General features: G+C 61.2%; 19 protein-coding genes and 1 tRNA gene. 10 read left to right on the top strand and 10 right to left on the bottom strand.

Features of this window, described 5'->3' with window-relative positions; translation table 11 throughout:
- Positions 1-6: 6 nt before the first annotated feature.
- Positions 7-1,023: a polyprenyl synthetase family protein gene (locus tag ACHZCU_RS05345; RefSeq protein WP_227023703.1), complete on the bottom strand. Its 1,017-nt coding sequence runs from the start codon at positions 1,021-1,023 to the stop codon at positions 7-9.
- A gap of 102 nt (positions 1,024-1,125) precedes the next feature.
- Here ACHZCU_RS05345 and ACHZCU_RS05340 point away from each other — a divergent pair, with 102 nt between their 5' ends.
- The 5 genes from ACHZCU_RS05340 to putP all read left to right on the top strand — a co-directional run bounded on the left by ACHZCU_RS05340 (position 1,126) and on the right by putP (position 5,140).
- A complete protein-coding gene (locus tag ACHZCU_RS05340) occupies positions 1,126-1,356 on the top strand; it encodes a DUF2007 domain-containing protein (protein ID WP_319517955.1) in 231 nt (76 codons plus the stop codon).
- Positions 1,353-2,153, top strand: a complete 801-nt coding sequence (locus ACHZCU_RS05335; RefSeq protein WP_319517954.1) for a methyltransferase — start codon at positions 1,353-1,355, stop codon at positions 2,151-2,153. The genes ACHZCU_RS05340 and ACHZCU_RS05335 overlap by 4 nt, the downstream gene beginning before the upstream one ends.
- A 68-nt stretch (positions 2,154-2,221) precedes the next feature.
- The gene (locus ACHZCU_RS05330; protein ID WP_319517953.1) at positions 2,222-3,088 is read left to right on the top strand and encodes a S49 family peptidase; all 867 of its coding nucleotides are present in this window, start codon (positions 2,222-2,224) and stop codon (positions 3,086-3,088) included.
- Between the two features lie 10 nt (positions 3,089-3,098).
- Positions 3,099-3,293 (top strand): hypothetical protein, encoded by a 195-nt coding sequence (locus tag ACHZCU_RS05325; protein ID WP_106308409.1) that lies wholly within the window; start codon positions 3,099-3,101, stop codon positions 3,291-3,293.
- Between the two features lie 353 nt (positions 3,294-3,646).
- The gene (gene putP / locus ACHZCU_RS05320; protein ID WP_319517952.1) at positions 3,647-5,140 is read left to right on the top strand and encodes a sodium/proline symporter PutP; all 1,494 of its coding nucleotides are present in this window, start codon (positions 3,647-3,649) and stop codon (positions 5,138-5,140) included.
- 159 nt (positions 5,141-5,299) lie between these two features.
- Here the strand turns inward: putP and ACHZCU_RS05315 are convergent, their stop codons facing one another.
- The 4 genes from ACHZCU_RS05315 to ACHZCU_RS05300 are packed head-to-tail and all read right to left on the bottom strand — an operon-like array spanning position 5,300 to position 8,523.
- Entirely contained in the window at positions 5,300-5,572 is a 273-nt protein-coding gene (locus ACHZCU_RS05315; protein WP_319517951.1) for a FeoC-like transcriptional regulator, read from the bottom strand.
- 17 nt (positions 5,573-5,589) lie between these two features.
- Positions 5,590-7,923, bottom strand: coding sequence for a Fe(2+) transporter permease subunit FeoB (gene feoB, locus ACHZCU_RS05310; protein ID WP_319517950.1), 2,334 nt, complete (start codon positions 7,921-7,923; stop codon positions 5,590-5,592).
- Positions 7,920-8,153 (bottom strand): ferrous iron transport protein A, encoded by a 234-nt coding sequence (locus tag ACHZCU_RS05305; protein WP_106308397.1) that lies wholly within the window; start codon positions 8,151-8,153, stop codon positions 7,920-7,922. The genes feoB and ACHZCU_RS05305 overlap by 4 nt, the downstream gene beginning before the upstream one ends.
- Before the next feature lie 13 nt (positions 8,154-8,166).
- On the bottom strand, positions 8,167-8,523 hold the full coding sequence (locus tag ACHZCU_RS05300; protein WP_319517949.1) for a FeoA family protein: 357 nt from the start codon (positions 8,521-8,523) through the stop codon (positions 8,167-8,169).
- A gap of 295 nt (positions 8,524-8,818) precedes the next feature.
- Between ACHZCU_RS05300 and ACHZCU_RS05295 the strand changes: the two genes are divergently transcribed.
- Complete coding sequence (locus ACHZCU_RS05295; protein WP_319517948.1) at positions 8,819-9,025, top strand: hypothetical protein; 207 nt, start codon at positions 8,819-8,821, stop codon at positions 9,023-9,025.
- 279 nt (positions 9,026-9,304) lie between these two features.
- Here the strand turns inward: ACHZCU_RS05295 and ACHZCU_RS05290 are convergent, their stop codons facing one another.
- The gene (locus ACHZCU_RS05290; RefSeq protein WP_319517947.1) at positions 9,305-10,000 is read right to left on the bottom strand and encodes a TetR/AcrR family transcriptional regulator; all 696 of its coding nucleotides are present in this window, start codon (positions 9,998-10,000) and stop codon (positions 9,305-9,307) included.
- A gap of 265 nt (positions 10,001-10,265) precedes the next feature.
- Here ACHZCU_RS05290 and ACHZCU_RS05285 point away from each other — a divergent pair, with 265 nt between their 5' ends.
- Genes ACHZCU_RS05285 through ACHZCU_RS05275 form a run of 3 tightly spaced genes read left to right on the top strand, consistent with a single transcriptional unit; the run spans position 10,266 to position 14,611 of the window.
- Positions 10,266-12,347, top strand: coding sequence for a TonB-dependent siderophore receptor (locus ACHZCU_RS05285; protein ID WP_319517946.1), 2,082 nt, complete (start codon positions 10,266-10,268; stop codon positions 12,345-12,347).
- 5 nt (positions 12,348-12,352) lie between these two features.
- Complete coding sequence (locus ACHZCU_RS05280) at positions 12,353-13,480, top strand: ABC transporter substrate-binding protein (RefSeq protein WP_319517945.1); 1,128 nt, start codon at positions 12,353-12,355, stop codon at positions 13,478-13,480.
- A gap of 3 nt (positions 13,481-13,483) precedes the next feature.
- Positions 13,484-14,611: a siderophore-interacting protein gene (locus tag ACHZCU_RS05275; RefSeq protein WP_319517944.1), complete on the top strand. Its 1,128-nt coding sequence runs from the start codon at positions 13,484-13,486 to the stop codon at positions 14,609-14,611.
- Between the two features lie 25 nt (positions 14,612-14,636).
- Here the strand turns inward: ACHZCU_RS05275 and ACHZCU_RS05270 are convergent, their stop codons facing one another.
- From ACHZCU_RS05270 to ACHZCU_RS05260, 3 genes are all read right to left on the bottom strand, one after another.
- Positions 14,637-15,593 carry a cation diffusion facilitator family transporter gene (locus ACHZCU_RS05270; protein ID WP_319517943.1) on the bottom strand — a complete coding sequence of 319 codons (957 nt, stop codon included), beginning with the start codon at positions 15,591-15,593 and terminating at the stop codon, positions 14,637-14,639.
- Between the two features lie 101 nt (positions 15,594-15,694).
- On the bottom strand, positions 15,695-16,213 hold the full coding sequence (locus ACHZCU_RS05265) for a disulfide bond formation protein B (RefSeq protein ID WP_319517942.1): 519 nt from the start codon (positions 16,211-16,213) through the stop codon (positions 15,695-15,697).
- Positions 16,214-16,222: 9 nt separating this feature from the next.
- The gene (locus tag ACHZCU_RS05260) at positions 16,223-16,804 is read right to left on the bottom strand and encodes a YqaA family protein (protein ID WP_319517941.1); all 582 of its coding nucleotides are present in this window, start codon (positions 16,802-16,804) and stop codon (positions 16,223-16,225) included.
- A gap of 192 nt (positions 16,805-16,996) precedes the next feature.
- Between ACHZCU_RS05260 and ACHZCU_RS05255 the strand changes: the two genes are divergently transcribed.
- Positions 16,997-17,081: transfer RNA gene (locus tag ACHZCU_RS05255), tRNA-Leu, on the top strand.
- Positions 17,082-17,199: 118 nt separating this feature from the next.
- Here ACHZCU_RS05255 and ACHZCU_RS05250 read toward each other — a convergent pair.
- The gene (locus tag ACHZCU_RS05250; RefSeq protein WP_319517940.1) at positions 17,200-18,231 is read right to left on the bottom strand and encodes a LacI family DNA-binding transcriptional regulator; all 1,032 of its coding nucleotides are present in this window, start codon (positions 18,229-18,231) and stop codon (positions 17,200-17,202) included.
- Positions 18,232-18,328 lie beyond the last annotated feature (97 nt).

Raw genomic sequence — 18,328 nt, 5'->3', positions numbered from 1 at the left:
CTGCCGTCAACTGATGCGGGCGATGCAGTAATCGATCACTTCTTCAAGGGCGTGCCTGCCGGCCGACATGGGCAGCGGCGCGAGGGCCGCGCGTGCGGCCTCGCCATAGGCAAGGGCCCGGGCAATGGAATCGGCAAGCGCGTCGTGCCGGGTGATCAGCGTGCGCGCCTTTTCGAGCGCGGCATCGTCATTGACGCCGTCTTCCATCGCCTTGCGCCAGAACGCCTTTTCGATGTCGTTGCCGCGCTGATAGGCGAGGATCACCGGCATGGTGATCTTGCCTTCGCGGAAATCGTCGCCGACATTCTTGCCGAGATCGGCACTGGAGCCGCCATAGTCGAGCACATCGTCGACAAGCTGGAAGGCAAGGCCAAGCGCCATGCCGTAGTCGCGCAGCGCCGTGCGCTCGGCCTCGGATGCGCCGGCGATGATCGGGCCGACTTCGGCGGCAGCGGCAAAAAGTTCGGCCGTCTTGCCGCGAATGACGGCGATGTAATCGGCCTCCGTGGTTTCCATCTTCTTTGCGACGGAAAGCTGCAGCACTTCGCCTTCGGCGATCACGGCGGCGGCGTTGGAAAGCACCTTCAGCGCTTCCATGGAGCCGGTTTCCACCATCATCCGGAAAGCCTGACCCAGCAGGAAATCCCCGACCAGCACACTGGCCTGGTTGCCCCAGATCATCCGTGCGCTCGACTTGCCGCGCCGCATGTCGCTTTCATCAACGACATCGTCATGCAGCAGGGTGGCGGTGTGCATGAATTCGACGCTGGTGGCGAGATAGACGTGATATTCGCCGCGATAGCCGAACATGCCGGCCGCTGCCAGCGTCAGCATCGGGCGAAGGCGTTTTCCGCCCGAGGAAATCAGATGGTTGGCAACTTCCGGTATCATCTCGACATCGGAGCCGGCCTTTGACAGGATAAGCTTGTTGACGCGCTCCATGTCTGCCGCGGTCAGGTCCACGATGGGCTTGACCGAGCCGGATGGTTTGTTCTCTTGTGCTAGCGATGTAACGGCGCTCAAAGCAGCTCGCTCCTGTTGAAACCTGTTTGCCGACAATAGGGAGCGGCGGCAGGAGCGACAAGGGGCAAATTGTTCCTTTTCAATGAAAATCGGGAGTTTCACATGGCCCTTACCAATCTGATGCGGACCAATGACGCCGTGGTTCTGGGCCTCGCCGAGAGCCTTCTGAAAGACGCCGGTATTCACTTTTTCGTGGCCGACCGGTCGATGAGCGTTATGGAAGGCTCGCTCGGGCTGCTGCCGCGCCGGCTGATGGTGGACGCGGACCGTGAGGCCGACGCCCGCGTGATCCTGAGCGAGGCGGGGCTTGGCAAGGAGCTTGAGCCGGAATGAACGCACCGCCGCTGAAAACCGTTGATGCTTTCCATCGTGGCCGCTTCCACCTTGTGCAACCCAGGGGGCGCGGCCACCGGGCTGGCATGGATGCGATGCTGCTGGCCTCGATGGTGGACGGAACCGGACCCTTGAAGGTTGCCGACCTTGGCGCGGGGGCGGGCGCTGCAGGGCTGGCCGTTGCCGCACGGCTGGCCGATGTCACGGTGAGCCTGTTCGAGATTTCACCGGAAATGGCGGATTATGCGCGCCAGACGCTGGCGCTTGCCGAAAATGCGGGACTTGCCGCACGGGCCTGCGTTTACGAGGCCGATGTGACACTGAAGGGGGCTCACCGCAATGCCGCGGGGTTGACCGACGACACCTTCGATCACGTGATCATGAACCCGCCGTTCAACGCGGCCGCTGACCGCCGCACACCCGATGCGCTGAAAGGTGTGGCTCACGCGATGGCGGAAGGGCTTTTTGAAAACTGGATCCGCACGGCCGGGGCCATCCTGAAGCCCGGGGGGCAGATGTCGCTGATTGCCCGGCCGGAATCGATCGGCGCCATTATCGCAGCCTGCGGCAACCGATTCGGCGGCCTCGAGATCACGCCGGTTCATGCCCGCGAGGGCGAGGATGCCTTCCGGATACTGGCGAGTGCGGTCAAGGGCTCGCGCGCGCGGCTTGCGCTGCGGGCGCCGTTGGTCATGCACGGGCCGGATGGTCATGCCTTTCTGCCGCGTGTCGACGATCTGAACAATGGCCGTGCATCCTATCCGCGCAGCGCCGCGGCACGGCCGGCAAATCTTTAGGTCTCGCCCTTGTCTTTGGCGAGGCTGCGCATACATGCTCAGAAACGCTTGATTGAGGTGAGGACAGGATGAAAAAGCTGGTCGCCGGGCTGATCCCGAAGAAGTTCCGCAAGGACAGGACGATCATTCCGGTCGTGAAGCTTTCCGGGGCGATCATGGCCGGCGGTTCGCCGGGGCGGCGCAGCCTCAACCTCGCCTCCGTTTCCGCCGCGCTCGACAAGGCGTTTTCGATGAAGGCAAGCCCGTGTGTGGCGCTCTCGCTCAATTCGCCGGGCGGCTCTCCGGTCCAGTCACGGATGATCTTCCAGCGCATCCGCGCGCTTGCGGAAGAGAAGAACAAGCCGGTGCTGATCTTTGTCGAGGATGTTGCAGCCTCCGGCGGCTACATGATTGCACTTGCCGGTGACGAGATTTTCGTCGATCCGACCTCGATTGTCGGCTCCATCGGCGTTGTCTCCGGCGGTTTCGGCTTTACCGGGCTGATCGAAAAGCTCGGTGTCGAGCGGCGCGTCTATACCGCCGGCGAAAACAAGGTGATGCTCGATCCGTTCCAGCCCGAAAAGGAAAGGGACATCGCCTTCCTGAAAGACCTGCAGGGCGAAATTCACCAGGTCTTCATCCAGATGGTGAAGGAACGGCGCGGCGCCAAGCTGGCGGATAACCCGGACCTGTTCTCCGGCCTGTTCTGGAGCGGGGTTTCCGGTGTCGAACTCGGCCTTGTCGACGGTATCGGCGAAATCCGTTCGACGCTGAAGAGCCGCTATGGCGACAAGGTGGAGCTGAAGCTCGTTTCCGCGCCGACCGGTTTGCTCGGCCGGGCCAAGCCCGGTGTCGCCGCCTCCGGTTTCTCAGGGCCGGAAATGGCATCCGGTTTTGCCGCCGGGCTTGCCGAAACGGCAGAAGAGCGCGCATTATGGGCGCGTTACGGATTGTGAGGAGGCCGGCATGGGACGGTTTATGGTTCTCGCCGCCATCGCAGGCGGCGGCTACATGCTCTACCGCAAGTTCATCAACGACGCGGAAGCCGTGACGGCGCGCGGCGAACAGAAGCGCGCCGAGCAGAAGAACGGTGCCTCCGGTACGCTGGTCAAGGATCCGGCGACCGGGGAATATTACGTCAAGAAGCCGGATACGCCCTGAGGGCAACTGCTGCCCCGCGCCGGTTATCCCGTACAGGCCGACCGCTCACCGCGGCGGTTTCCGCCCGGTCCCGATTGCCACAATTTTGACATTTTTCAGCCGACTTGCCGCCACTTTCATCAAAGTGTTACACTCAAGGTGTGGGCGGCGAAACTGACTCGCGCAAAAGCTGCGATCCGTTCACGCGGAGTTGTTCGACGTGCCTGTTTAGCCGGGTTGTTGTTCCGTCACGGTCGTATCGGCCGTGAAGGGCCTTCCGGAAACGGCAACTCCCCGGAAAACGGAAGGCGCGATGGCAGAAGCTCTCGCGATTTCCTCCCTGAGGAACAAGGTCGCAAACGGAGGGATCTGTCATGAGCTTCGGCGTCACTGTCAGTCTGACACTTTATTTTGTCCTGATGATTGCCATCGGCATTTATGCCTGGCGCAAATCCACGTCCAATTCGGAAGAATATATGCTCGGCGGGCGTCAGCTTTCGCCGGCCGTTGCCGCCCTTTCGGCCGGCGCGTCCGACATGAGCGGCTGGCTGCTGATGGGGCTGCCCGGCGCGCTGTTCGTCTCCGGCCTGACGCAAAGCTGGATCGGCATCGGCCTCGTCGTCGGCGCCTTTCTCAACTGGATCATCGTCGCCCCGCGGCTGCGCGAACAGACCGAGCGCTATGACAACAGCCTGACCATTCCGGAGTTCCTGTCGAAACGCTTTCCGAGCAAGGCGATGGCGCTCAGAAGCGTCTCCGCGATTGTGATCGTTGTCTTCTTCGCCGTCTACACCGGTTCGGGCCTTGTGGCCGGCGGCAAGCTGTTCGACACCGCCTTTCCCGACCTCATCCACATCGGCAACCTTTCCGCCTACCAGACCGGTATCGTCCTGACGATGGGTATCGTGCTGGTCTATACGCTGATCGGCGGCTTTCTCGCCGTCAGCCTCACCGATTTCGTCCAGGGCTGCATCATGATGCTGGCGCTGGTGATCATGCCGCTCGTCGTCGTCTACAAGGCCGGCGGCCTCGGCGTGTCGGAAGCCAGGATGATGAGCGTCGACCCGAACTTCCTGTCGATGTTCCACGGATTGACCGTGATCGGCTTCCTCTCGGCGGTCGCCTGGGGGCTTGGCTATTTCGGCCAGCCGCACATCATCGTCCGTTTCATGGCGGTGCGCTCGGTGGCGGATGTGCCGAAGGCGCGCAATATCGGCATGGCCTGGATGATCATTTCGCTTGCCGGTGCTGTCGGGCTCGGCATTTTCGGCCGCTCCTATGTGGTCGGCAACAATATCGACATTGCCGACCCGGAAACCATCTTCATCATTCTCGCCAACCAGTTGTTCATTCCACTGGTCACCGGTTTTCTGCTGGCGGCCCTGCTGGCGGCGATCATGAGCACGATTTCGAGCCAGCTTCTGGTCGCCTCGTCCTCGCTGACGGAGGATTTCTATCGCCTGTTCCTGCGCCGCCATGCCAGCGAGCGGGAAATGGTCAATATCGGCCGTTTGTTCGTTCTGGTGGTTGCCATCGTTGCCGGCATCATCGGCTGGAACCCGGATTCCAAGGTGCTTGGCCTCGTTTCCAATGCCTGGGCCGGTTTCGGCGCAGCCTTCGGCCCGCTCATCATCCTGTCGCTCACCTGGCGGGGCATGTCCGGCGCCGGTGCCGTTGCTGGCCTCATTGCCGGCGCGGTGACGGTGATCGTCTGGATTGCGCTTGGCTGGAACCAGAGTTTCCTCGGCGGTCCCGGCGTCTACGAGATCATTCCGGGCTTCATCATCGCTTTCATCGCCATCTGGGCAGTGAGCCTGGCAACGCCGACCAAGGACGAGTTCCGTCCGCTCGAACCTGCTGCCGAATAAAACCGGCGACAGGTCTGCCGGGACCCCCTTTCCGCCCGCAGGGCGGGGAGGGACCCGGGCTCAGGATGGTGTTGTCACATCGGTGGATAAGGAAGTGGCCGGGTATGCGCCCGGCCGGCCATCTTCAAAGCCTTGTCGTGTGGTTGCCGCCGGGAGCCTTCAACCGGTCTGCCGGTCCCGTTTCGACCTGCCGATCCATTCATAGATTTCGGCGCTTTTCTGCGCCGATGACGAACAGCCGCAGCCGCAACTGCAGCCATCGCTCGCGCAGGCCGGAGGCGCGTCCGACAACAACCGGACGGAGCCCTTGCGTTCAAGAACGGCCATGATGTCCTCCACCGCTTCAATGTCGGTATCGAAGCGATTGGAAAGCTCCTGAACGGATGCGATCCGGTTTTCAGTCAGGTGATGACGAATATCCGAGAGAAGCATATCTGCGCTCCTTGTTCCTATGCTGCTGCGCTGTGTGAATTGCCCGCAACGGTTGTTTTCGTGCCGGACAGGAGCCGCATTGCCGCGATCACGATGGCGAAAAGGCCAAGGATAACGGCGGTCCATGCGACGGACGCAGCGGGGTGGGCGGCAAATGTGCCCAGCTGATAGACCAGTACGGCGGTTCCGTAGGCAAGGCCGGTGGTCCAGGTGGAAGCGAACAACGTCCATGCGGTGCCGGTTTCGCGCCAGATGGCGGCCGTTGCGGCCACGCAAGGCATGTAGAGCAGGATTGCCAGAAGATAGGCAAATGCCCCGATCCGGCCATCGAAGCGCGCTGCCATGGCGCCGAAGATACCGGTCGAAACGCCCTGTTCTTCTGCTGCGACCGACTGATCGGCGATGTCGCCAACGCCGATGCCGAGGGGATCGGCGAGGCTGGCCGCCGCATCAACCAGATTGGCCGGAATGGTGGCGAACGCTTCGCTGATGCCGGCGGTGACGCTGAACGGTTCTTCCGCTTCGCCACCGACAGCCTCGTCTGCGGCGATCTGGCCGTAAAGCGCGTTCAGCGTGCCGACCACCGCTTCCTTGGCAAAGATGCCGGTGAACAGGCCCACGGTTGCCGGCCAGTTGTCTTCGTGAATGCCCATCGGCTCGACAACGGGCGTAATGCTGCGGCCGATCGCCGAAAGCACCGAGGCATCCGTATCGTCATTGCCGAAGGAGCCGTCGGTGCCCAGCGAGTTCAGGAAACCCAGCACCACGACAACGGCGATGATGACCTTGCCGGCCTTGAACATGAAGGCTTTCAGCCGGTCCCATGTCGTTCTGACAAGGCTTTTGAATGTCGGGATGTGATAGGGCGGCAGCTCCATGATGAAGGGTGAAACCGGACCGCGCAGCAGCGTGTTCTTCAAAAGCAGCCCGGTGGCAACGGCTGCCAGAATGCCGATCAGATAAAGCGCGAAGACGACATTCTGCCCGCCGACGGGAAAGAACGCGGCGGCAAACAGCGCATAGACCGGGAGCCGTGCGCCGCAGGACATGAACGGCGCCATCATCACCGTCATGATCCGGTCGCGGCGATTGTCGAGCGTGCGTGTCGCCATCACGGCCGGCACGGAGCAGCCGAAGCCGAGCACCATCGGAATGAAGGATTTGCCGGGCAGGCCGATGGCGCGCATCGACCGGTCCATGACAAAGGCAGCGCGCGCCATATAGCCGGAGTCTTCCAGAAGCGTCAGGAACAGGAACAGAAAACCGATCACCGGAATGAAGGTCGAGACGGTCTGGATGCCGGCGCCGACGCCTTGCGGCAGGATGGTGATCAGCCAGCCGGGCGCGCCGACAGCGGCCATCGCCTCGCTGGGCCAGTCGACCAGCAGCGTTCCGGTCAGAATGTCGAAGAAATCGATGAAGGCGCTGGCGAAATTGATGGCGAACAGGAACATCACATACATGACCGCCAGGAAGATCGGAATGCCGAGTACCCGGTTCAAAACCACAGCATCGATCCGGTCCGACAGGGTGCGCGAAATCCGGTGCGTGCGTTTGACCGCAGCGCGCGCAAGACCGTTGGCAAAGCCGTAGCGGATATCGGCAAACAGAATGTCGATGTCCTCGTCAAGCGCATCCTCGACGCCTTCGCGCAGGACCGCCGCCTGACGGGTGAGTGCTTCGCCTGCCTTGCTCTCCAGCGCGCTGTCGCCCTCAAGCAGTCTGGCGGCGAGCCAGCGGGCATTGATCGTGCCGTGCTGGGTCAGGGCGGAAAGGTCTTGTGAAAGCGCCGCGATGGCTGCTTCCACTTCCGGCTGATAGGTCAGGTGCGCCGTCGGCAGGCTGGCGGCGTTGGCGACGGCGATGACGGCGTCTTTCAGTGCGACGATCCCCTTGCCGCGCTTGGCGATGATCGGCACCACCGGGCAGCCGAGCATGCCGGACAGCCTCTCGCAATCAATCCTGAGACCGTTTTCGCTGGCCATGTCCATCATGTTGAGCGCGATCACGACCGGTACCTGCATTTCGAGCAGCTGGGCGGTCAGATACAGATTGCGCTCCAGATTGGAGGCGTCGACGATATTGAGAACAAGATCCGCCTCGCCGGAGAGGATGTAGTCGCGGGCAATCGTTTCATCGAGGCCGGCCTCGCTGCCGTCGCCGAGAGAATAGGTGCCGGGCAGGTCAACGACATTCACGGTGGCGCCGTCATGGACGAAGCGGCCTTCCTTGCGGTCGACGGTGACGCCCGGCCAGTTGCCCACCCGCTGGCGCGAACCGGTCAGGGCGTTGAAGAGTGTGGTCTTGCCGCAGTTCGGATTGCCGGCCGTTGCGATGGTGATGGTCGTCATGACGGCACCCTTTCGCCCTGAAATGCCGACAGTTCGTTGCGGCGTAGCGACAGGGCAAAATCGCGGATGCGGATTTCGACAGGGTCGCCGAGCGGCGCAATCCGGGTCACGACAAAATCGGTGCCCGGTATGATGCCCATGGCGAGCAGGCGCTGACGGTCCTGCCGGTTGCCGCGGTGGTACCCGGTCACCCGGATTGTTGCGCCGACTTGCAGGTCTTCGGATGTCATTGTCTGGATCTCCCTATTCGCAAAAATCGCCTGACGGCGCGACGCTGATCTTGGCGGCCATGCCCGCGCCCAATGCGATGCGGGTTTCGCCGAAACCGCCAAGGGCGACCACCAGCGGCCCGCCCTCGGACCGGCAGATGATCCTGAGACGCGTGCCGGGCTGGATGCCGAGTTCGCCAAGGCGTTTGTGGAAACGGTCTCCCGGTTTCAGCGCGACGACACTGAGCCAGACGCCTTCATCGGCAGCGGCGAGGGGAAAGGGCCGCGCCTCGGACTGGCGGGCCGGGCCGTCGCCGGCGGCCGGTTGCTTGAAGCGGGTTTGAAGCCTGCATTCGCTGCGTGATGCAAAACCAAGGGTGATATCGGACATGGCGGCTATCGCAATAAAACGTGACGGAAGTAATCAACTTTCATGTCCGCAATACGCGCCCGCAGGCCGGTTGATGCTTTGACCTGGGTCAATGGAGAATAAAAACCGGCGATGATCTATATTGACGTTTGTCACATTCGAATGGGAAGCACATTTTGGATTTTTATTGGAAATTTGAGAAAAATAGACAAGTATTTACGGTGATTAAGGTCAAGTATTTATTTCGGAATACGTGTTAGACAGAATCTGTGGCGGGCACATTCCCGTGTGTCCGAAGAAGAAGAGGACGAAAGCCATGAGTGACAAAAACGTCTGCCGTGAGTGCGCATTCTACGAAGATCACGTCGCCAATGACGGCTCGGTTACGCAGAATGCCGGTCTCTGTCGTTTCAATCCGCCGGTTTCCCAGCCTGAAAGCAATTCACGCGGGCTGTGGCCTGTTGTCGCTGCCGAAGACTGGTGCGGCCATTTTCATGCACCGGTAACCAGCAAGGCGGCCTGAACGCGACCTGTCGAAAACTGTCGGACGGACAGAAAACGCCGTCTGATGCGCATCGCAAGCATAGGGAAGCCGAGGCCTGATGCCGCCGGCATGTACCGAAGTCGGATGTCCAAAATGTTTTTATCAAAGCCGATGTCCGGCAGCATATCCTGCCGGGCATTTCTTGCTGTTGTCTTCCAGCATGGCCAGACAGACATCGACCTGTTTCGCCGGTGTGGCGAGCCGCGCTGATTGTTGCTTCCGGGGTGCCGGTCCGGCGCCCGAGCGCGCAGAAATGTCCTATGTCGCGTCACGACATCGCGCGGCAGCGCCCTTGAGGAACAGATCCCAGGCGCGGCGGAAATAATCATCCTGTGTGGCCGTTCCATCGAAATCCGACTCACCTAGAAGCTTTGCCATCAGCGGCCTTATCGATGTGGCATAAAGAAGCTGGTTTGCGAGAAATTCGGCATCGCCGGGGCCGAGCGCGCTCTGGTTCTGGGCCTCTTCCACAAGTCCGGTCAGGCGCTGCATAATCGGATCGCCAGTTTCCGGTTTGCGTTCCCCCAAGGCGGCCGGTTCGCTGAGGACCACGCGGTTAAGCGCGACCAGCTGCGGCCGCATATTGGCGGCGAGCATGGCGCGTGCATATTGCCGCAGCCGGTCAAGTGCGGTGCCGTCCTGTCCCAAGGCGGCATCGAGATCGGCCAGAACCTCCGCCTGAAGCCCTGTCACCAGGGTGTTGAACAGGGCCGCCTTGGACGGATAGCGCCGGTAGATCGTATCCTTGCCTGCGTTGCAGCGGCTGGCGACCTGCTCCATCGAGGTGGCGGCAAAGCCCTGTGTGGCGAACAGGTCGGAGGCCGTCTCCAGAATCTGGCGCTCAAGCCGGGCGGTGGCCTCCTTCGAAGGGCGACCGCCGCGGGGGCGTGACGCCGGTGCCGGCTGCCCTTCTGTGTCCTTGCCGTTGCGGCCTTTGTGTTCCTTGGTGTTCATCGCTTTTGTCATCCGAAACCGACTGCGTCATCCGGCGTGGATTCTATCCGCTGCCATAAACCAAACGCAACCGTTCTGTTGCTGTCTTGCAACGGCAAATAATATGAGTAAAAAAGTCATAATTATAACTGGACGGTAACGTCCCGTTTTGTTAGGCGGATGTCACGAAGGAATTTTCGGATAGAGAGGTTACCCGATGAGAATGCCATCCCGGCTTGCCCTGCTTTCAGCCACAACAAGTCTGCTTGCTCTAACAAGTCCGGTTTTGGCGGAGGACGACACGACGCTTCTGGCGCCCGTGTCCGTCGAGACCCAGGCCGACCTACAGGCGGAGTCGGGCGCTTCCGTTTTCGTCCGGGACACATCTGCGGCGATGAAAACCGAAACGCCGGTGATCGAGACGCCGCAATCGGTAACCACGGTGACGCGCAGGCAGATGGACGAGCAGAGCCCGCAGACTGTCAGCCAGGCGCTGCGCTATACCGCCGGTGTGCTCTCCGACCGCGACGCCAATACCCGCTACAGTTCGATCTTCATGCGCGGGTTCGGCGCGTTCGGGACCGCGACAAATTACGTGAGCTACATGGACGGGCTGAAGCTGCCGCGCGGCCAGGCCTTCGCCCAGGTGGCCATAGATCCCTACCTGCTTGACCGCATCGACGTGCTCAAAGGCCCCTCCGGCGTGCTCTACGGCCAGATGAACCCCGGCGGGCTTGTCGATCAGGTCAGTCGGGTTCCGGCGGCCGAGCCCTATAACGAGGTCTTCCTGCAGGGCGGATCGTTCGGCCGGGTCCAGGGCGGCATCACCTCGCGCGGTTCGCTGACCGAAGATGACAGCCTGCTTTACAGCTTCACCGGTATCGGCCGTTCTTCCGGCACCCGTTATGACGATGTCGATGAAGAGGTCTACGGTTTTGCCCCGTCCCTGACCTGGCAGCCCGATCTGGACACGTCGCTGACGATCTCCGGCTATTACCAGAAGACACCGGAAGGCGGCTATTTCAACTCCACCTATCCGACCTTTCTGGCGCCCGAGGAATACCGCTCCTATCTCGACCGGGACATGAATATCGGCGATCCGAATTACGACCATTTTCATCGCGAACAATACGGCATCGGCTACGATTTCGAACATTATTTTACCGAAAGCGTGAAGTTTGAATCCGCGCTGCGTTATTCGGATGTCGATATCGACTTCCGCTCGTTGCAGATGTCGGCGCCGCTGGATGCGAACGGGAATATCCCCCGGCATGCGCTGCAATCCATCGAGCAGGTCGGCGGCCTCTCGACGGATAACCGGCTGACATTCGAATTCGATACCGGTGCCGTCGAGCACACCATGCTGGCCGGTTTCGACTATCAGCATTCCAGCAGTGACTGGCAGTATCGCTATGGCGCTGCACCTTCGCTGAACGTTGTCGATCCGGTTTACGGGGAACCGATTGCGCCGCTGATGACGATCATCGACAGCACGCAGAAGCTTGAGCAGACGGGTATCTACCTGCAGGATCAGATGAGCCTTGGCGGTCTTCATGCAGCCCTCGGCATCCGCCACGACTGGACCGAGCAGAAATCCGACAATCATCTGGCGGGCACCACATCCAGCCAGTCGGATGACGCCACCACCTACAGGGCCGGCCTTCTCTACGCCTTCGATAACGGTATCTCGCCCTATGTCAGCTATTCGACATCTTTCGAGCCGGTTATCGGTGTCGATGCGGCGGGCCAGCCGTTTGTGCCCAGCGAAGCCGAACAGTACGAGATTGGCGTCAAATACGAGCCGACCGGCTGGGATGCGCTGTTTACCGTTTCCGCATTCGATATCACCCAGCAGGATGCGCTGGTGCCGGACGAACTGAACTTCAGCCGTCAGGCCGGTGAAATCCGTTCGCGCGGGCTGGAATTCGAGGCGCGCGGCAATCTGACGGAGGAATTCGAACTGATCGCGGCGCTGACGCTGCTCGACACCGAATATGAAAAGACCGCGATTGCGGCCAATGAGGGCAACCACCCGCAGGCAGTGCCGGATTATTACGGCTCGGTCTGGGCCAATTACACCTTCATGGGCGGGGCTCTGGAAGGTCTTTCCCTTGGCGGCGGGTTGCGCTTTGTCGGCTCGAGCTATGCCGACGATGCCAATACGGTGAAGGTCGATGGCTATACGCTGGTGGACGCGGCCCTGCGCTATGATTTCGGCGCCAGAAACGACAAGCTGAAGGGGCTTGAGGCGACCTTCAACGTCACCAACCTGTTTGACGAAGACTATTATGCAAGCTGCAGCACCGGGTTTTATTGCCAGTATGGCGATGGTCGCCAGTTCCTTGCCGGTCTGAATTACAAGTGGTGACGGCCATGAAGCTGACCAGACGCACATTCTGCGGTGCCCTGCTTGTTGGCGGCGTTGCCGCCAGCCGCACCGGCTGGGCGAACGGACCGCACACCGTGGTCGATATGATCGGGCGGCGGGTTGACCTGCCTGCCGCGCCGAAGCGGATTGTCCTGCTCGAGGCCCGCGATATCGTCACAATGGCGATGCTCGTCGACGATCCGGCCGGGCGCGTGGTCGGCTGGGCGGCGGTGGACCGGATCGACAGCCCCGTGCTTCAGGCAGAGCTGACCGGCGGTCACGAGATCGCGGTGGTCGGCAAGCAAGGACCGGATACGGTCTCGCTGGAAGGCATTGTCGGTCTGGAGCCGGATCTGGTCGTTTCCAACTTCTACATGACGCCGCTCGGCGAGGACGACCTGCTGGTCAGGCGCCTGAGGGACCTCGGCATTCCGGTCATCTTCAGCGATCTTGCCACCAATGCCGCGCCCGGCGATGCGGCACGGCCGGGCCCGCAGGAAACGCTCGAAGCGCAGATGCGTATGTGGGGGGACGTGCTGGATGCCGCCGCCCGCGCCGATGACTATATGGCGTTTTACCATCGTCATCTGAACCGTGTGCGCGATTGCTTGAAGGATGCCGCGCCGGTGACGACCTATCTGGAAATCCAGTCGACGGTGAGTGATTGCTGCTGGGCGGCGGGCACCACGGTTTGGGGCGAACTGCTGGCGCTTGCTGGCGGCGAGACCCTGCCGGGGGTAACCGAGGCCTGGTATCAGAAGCTCCAGCTGGAACATCTTCTGTCGACGCCGTTCGATGTCTACATCGCCTCCGGCGGCGGCTGGGCCGCCGGCGGGCGTCCGGCGATCGGCCCCGGCCTCGATGCGCAAGAGGGACGGGAAGGGCTGACGCGGCTGATCGGCAGAACCGGGTTCAGCGGGCTGGATGCGGTGCGCGAAAACCGGGTCTACGGCATCTGGACCGGGCTGATCGCGTCTCCGCCGCTCAATATCCTGTTCATCGAATGCGCGGCGAAATGGCAGCATCCGGCACTTTGCGCGGCTATCGACCCCGGCGAGACGCTTGCCGAAATCAATAAGCGATTCATGAGCACGCCCATTGACGGGCCGCTCTGGGTCGGGCTGGAGGGCTGAGGCATGGAAGATGAAGCTTCGGGCGCAGCGCGATTTCGGGCATGGGCGGAGATCGATTTTCCGAAGATCGACGCCTATTTTGAATCGATCGTCGAATCCATCGCCACCCATGATATGCAGGTCATCCGAAAGGGGCCTTGCTGTCGGGTGGTGTCGGACTTCGGCATGGCGCGGCTGGAAGCGCTGCCCGGGCAATTGTTGCTGACGGTCGAGACCGATGACAGGGCCGCGCTCAACCGGATGAAATATGCGCTTTACGGCCCGATTTCCTTCATCGCCGCACGGGAAAACCCGGTCATCGTCTGGTCGGGCGACGATACCGGGCTGACGCCGCTTGACGATTTGCGCGTGGTGCAGGTGAAAGAGACTGCTCAGCTCACACCGCATATGCGTCGCATCGTGTTTTCCGGCGCGGATCTTGGCCGTTTCGACCGTATCGACCAGCTTCACTGTCGGCTGATCTTCCAGCCGAAGGGGACGCGTGTTCCCGAATGGCCGGGGCTTGATGCAAACGGCCATATCGTCTGGCCCGAGGGTCGGAAACTGGATACGCGAGTCTACACCATCCGCGCCATCGATGCGGCGAAAGGCGAGGTCACCATCGATTTCGTGCTTCATGCCCATGCCGGACCGGCCACGCGATGGGCCATGGCCGCAGCGCCCGGCGATGTCATCGGCATGGTCGGCCCCGCCGCCAACGGCCTCGAACCGGCGGCGTTTTACGTCTTTGCCGGCGATGAAACGGCGCTTCCCGGGATCGCCCGCATGATGGCGGCGCTCGACAGGTCAGCGACAGGTCATGCTTTCATCGAAGTTGACGGTCCCGATGATATGCAGAAACTCGACTGTCCACCCGGCATCAGCCTCAACTGGCTGTTTCGCCACGGCGCGCCGGCGGGAACGACAACAAAGCTGGAAGAGGCCGTGCGCGCCGTCGCCTGGCCATCCGATCTTTCATCCGCGTTTTTCTGGGGCGGTTGCGAGCACAAGGCCTTTCGCAAGATCCACCGGCTGCTCAGGCATGAACGCGGCCTGCCGCGGGACCGGATGGTGCTTTATTCGCACTGGCACCGGCTCTTGAGCGAAGAACAGATCATCGAAGAGGGCGCATCTGCCTATCTGCCGGATTAGGCGGAGGGCTGATGCTCTCCGGGGCCTAGACGATTTCGGATGGTCGCAGCCGGCAGTTTTCCGCGGTATCGGCTGTTTCCATCTGCAGGGTTGCGTGGCCGATTTCGAACGTGTCGTGAAGCTCGTCAGGCAGGGTGGCCAGCAGGCTTTTGGCATGGCCTTCCGCGCAGACGATATGGGCCGTGAGCGCTGTTTCCGTGGTGCTCAGGGCCCAGATATGGAGATCATGAACCTCCTCGACGCCCTCTGCGCCTTCAATGTGGCGGCGCACCTTGTCGATGTCGATGCCCGCCGGCACGGTGTCCATCGCCAGCCTGACGGAATCGCGCAACAGGCCCCATGTGCCGATCAGGATGACCAGACCGATCACCAGGCTGACGGCCGGGTCGATCCATGTCCAGCCGGTCCATCCGATCACGATGGCCGCGATGATGACGCCGACAGTGACGCCGGCATCGGCCGCCATGTGGAGGTAGGCGCCGCGAATATTGAGGTCCGACTTCCGCCCCGAGGCAAACAGCCAGGCGGTGAAGCCGTTGACCAGAACGCCGGCAAGCGCCACCCAGATGACGACGCCGGTCTCAATCGGTTCAGGTTCGAAGAATCGGCCGATCGCTTCCCAGCTGATGGCGCCGACGGCCACGATCAGAATGATCGCATTGGCAAGCGAGGCGAGGATCGGCGCACGTTTGAAGCCATAGGTGCGGCTGCCGCCAGGCGGCTTGGCCGCCAGCCAGATTGCGCCCCAGGCCAGAACCAGGCCCAGCACATCGGAGAGATTGTGACCGGCATCGGCCAGAAGCGCCAGTGATCCGGTAAAAACGCCGAAAACGGCCTCCAGCACCACATAGATGATGTTGAGGCTGATGCCGATTGCAAAAGCACGGCCGAAATTCTGCGGTGCATGAGAATGGCCATGCCCGCCATGGACATGGCCACCATGATGACTGTGCCCGCCATGGCCGTGATGATGCTCGGACATTTGTGCCTCCACGTTTGAGATGCGCACGAATGTAGAAGCTATAGCGGGATGAGGTTCAAGAGGGCCGGGCACAAAAAATGCGCCCGGTTTGTCGCAGCGCCTTAACGCTTGTTGTTGCCGAGGCCCCAGATCGCGATTGCCGCAATGATGATGCTGACCACCACGTTCCAGCCGGCAAAGGACAGGCCCAGCACCCGCAGGGCGGCTTCATCGCATTTCGGCCCGGTTACGCGGTTGAGATCAGCCAGAAGCGAATTGGCGTCCGTGGTCATGCCGGAAAGCGCGCCGGAGCAATCCGTGGGCCCCGCCCACCAGTGCCATTCGATGCCGGAGTGATAAACGCCCATCACCATGCCCCAGACCATCAATGCGGCGATGATGACAAGCGCGAGCTTGCCGATCACGCGCGGCATGAACCCGAAGCGCCAGGCGAGCAGTCCGACAATGCCGATGGGCACGCCAATATAATAGGGTTTGCGCTCCAGAAGGCAGAGATGGCAGGGGATGTAGCCGCCGAGATGTTCGAAGCCGAGGGCCGAAAGCACCGAGACGGCCATGCCGAGGGTCACCAGAACGAGGCTGATGGCGAGGCGGTTGTCTGTGACGAAACGGGGGAGCATGATGTGCACCTAGAAGACATATTTGACGAGATAGAATCCGCCGAACAGAAGAACGACGAAGACGGTGAAGAGAATACCGAGATATTTCTCGATGAAATCGCGGATCGGCACGCCGTAGCGGTTGAGCAGAAAGGCGATCAGGAAGAAGCGGAACGACCGGCCGATGACGCTGACCAGCAGGAAGATGCCGAAATTCAGCCCCGTCGCGCCGGAAAAGATCGTCAGCACCTTGTAGGGAAACGGCGTGATGGCGGCAAACAGCACGCCCCAGCCGCCCCAGGTATTGTACCACTCGGCGATCTGTTCGAAGGAATGCTCCTTGCCGTAAAAGGCGAGGATCGGCTGGCCGACGGTCTCGAACAGGAACAGGCCGATCAGGTAACCGCCGATGGCGCCGATGATCGAGGCAAGCGTGCAGATGAAGGCGATACGCACCCAGTTGCGCGGTTTGGCGATCACCATCGGGATCATCAGCACGTCCGGCGGAATCGGAAAGAACGAACTCTCTGCAAATGAAACGGCAAACAGCGCACGTTCGGCATGGCGCGTCGCGGCAAGGGAGAGTGTCCAGTTATAAAGGCGGCGCAGCATCTGATGATCCGGAAATGATTGGCCTGAGGGATTTAGAGTATTGCCGGAGGATGGTAAATCCTGCGCTGCTTGTCCATTCTTCACTACACCGTGAGCACGGTTTTTCGCATGATCGGGATCAAAATCCCGGTTGACGCATCGGCCGATCTTCGTATAGTTCGCGCGGTCCGGCCTTCCAGCAAAGGCCGACAGGCCCCTTTGGCGGAACTGGTAGACGCGCCTGACTCAAAATCAGGTTCCGAAAGGAGTGCTGGTTCGATTCCGGCAAGGGGCACCAACTATCTTTGAATTTTCCACATAAAACAGATATTTATGCCGAGTTGACGGTATCTGTCTCTCTGAGGCCCGCTCTTACGGCGTCACGGCCGCGATCAAACACGATGCGGGGGATCCGGTTATCTGCGAACCGGACCGGTGGAGCCTCTTGCGATGAAGCTTGAGGGCATGGCCAGGCGAGTTTCCTCGATTGCCTCGCCGCGCAGACGCCGGACCATCATTTCAGCCGCCATGCGCCCCTGTTTGTCGGCATCGATACCCACTGTCGTCAGCGGTGGCGCAATATAGCCCGAGAAGGGCAGGTCATCATAGCCGACAACGGAGACATCGCCGGGCACGGAAAGCCCCAGGGATGTCAGTGCGCCGATGACGCCAAGCGCGATCGTATCGTTTCCGGCAAAGATTGCTGTTGTGTCGGGCTTTGCCTTCATCAGCGCCAGCGTGGCCGCGTGACCGCTTTCTGCACTGAAATCGCCATGGAAAACGGCATCGTCCTGCAAGGCGATGCCGGCAGCCGAAAGCGCTTCACGCAGTTCACGAAGACGCGAGTCGGTTGCGGCAAAGCCGGGCGGCGAGAACGGGATACAGCCGATATTTCGGTGCCCGAGATCCATGATATGGGATGCCGCTGCGGCCGTGCCTTCCCGGGTCGAGGTGAAGACGCAATGCTCCCGGGGGTGGCCGGTGGAGCCGATGAGGACAACCGGATAATCCTGTTCGATCAGCGCCTTCAGGTCCTCGTCATCGGTGCTGGGGCTGAGGACCAGAAGTCCGTCTATACGGTGTGAGACAACCAGATCCGCGTAGGGATTCTGGTTTTCCTTCCGTTCAAAGGTTTCCAGCAGGAGGCTGTAACCGGCCTCGCGCATCACGCCGGCGATTGCATAGTGCAGCAAGGGGATGAATGCATCCACCTGCAGCGACCGGCCTTCGGTAATCACCAGACCGACGGTGTTGGTGGCGCCTCTGCGCAGCATCAGCGCCGCCGAATTCGGCTTGTAGCCCAGCACGCGGGCGGCATTGCGCACTTTCTGCTTGGTCTCCTCGCTGAGGCTGACGGCTTTCGAATCGTTCAGCACGAGAGAGACCGTCGGGCGGGAAACGCCCGCCAGTTTGGCGACATCGAGACTGGTAACTGATTTTTCTTTCATATCAGCAGGGTAACACACTAACGCGCGTTAGTCATGTATTTATCGTTGACGAGATGAAGAAAAGGGATACTCTAACACGTGTTAGTGTCAAGGCGCC

Origin of the sequence: uncultured Martelella sp., assembly GCF_963677965.2 — a bacterium.
GTDB lineage: Bacteria > Pseudomonadota > Alphaproteobacteria > Rhizobiales > Rhizobiaceae > Martelella > Martelella mangrovi.
Note: the sequence above shows the minus strand (reverse complement) of the source record. Positions and strands in the feature narration are given on the sequence as shown.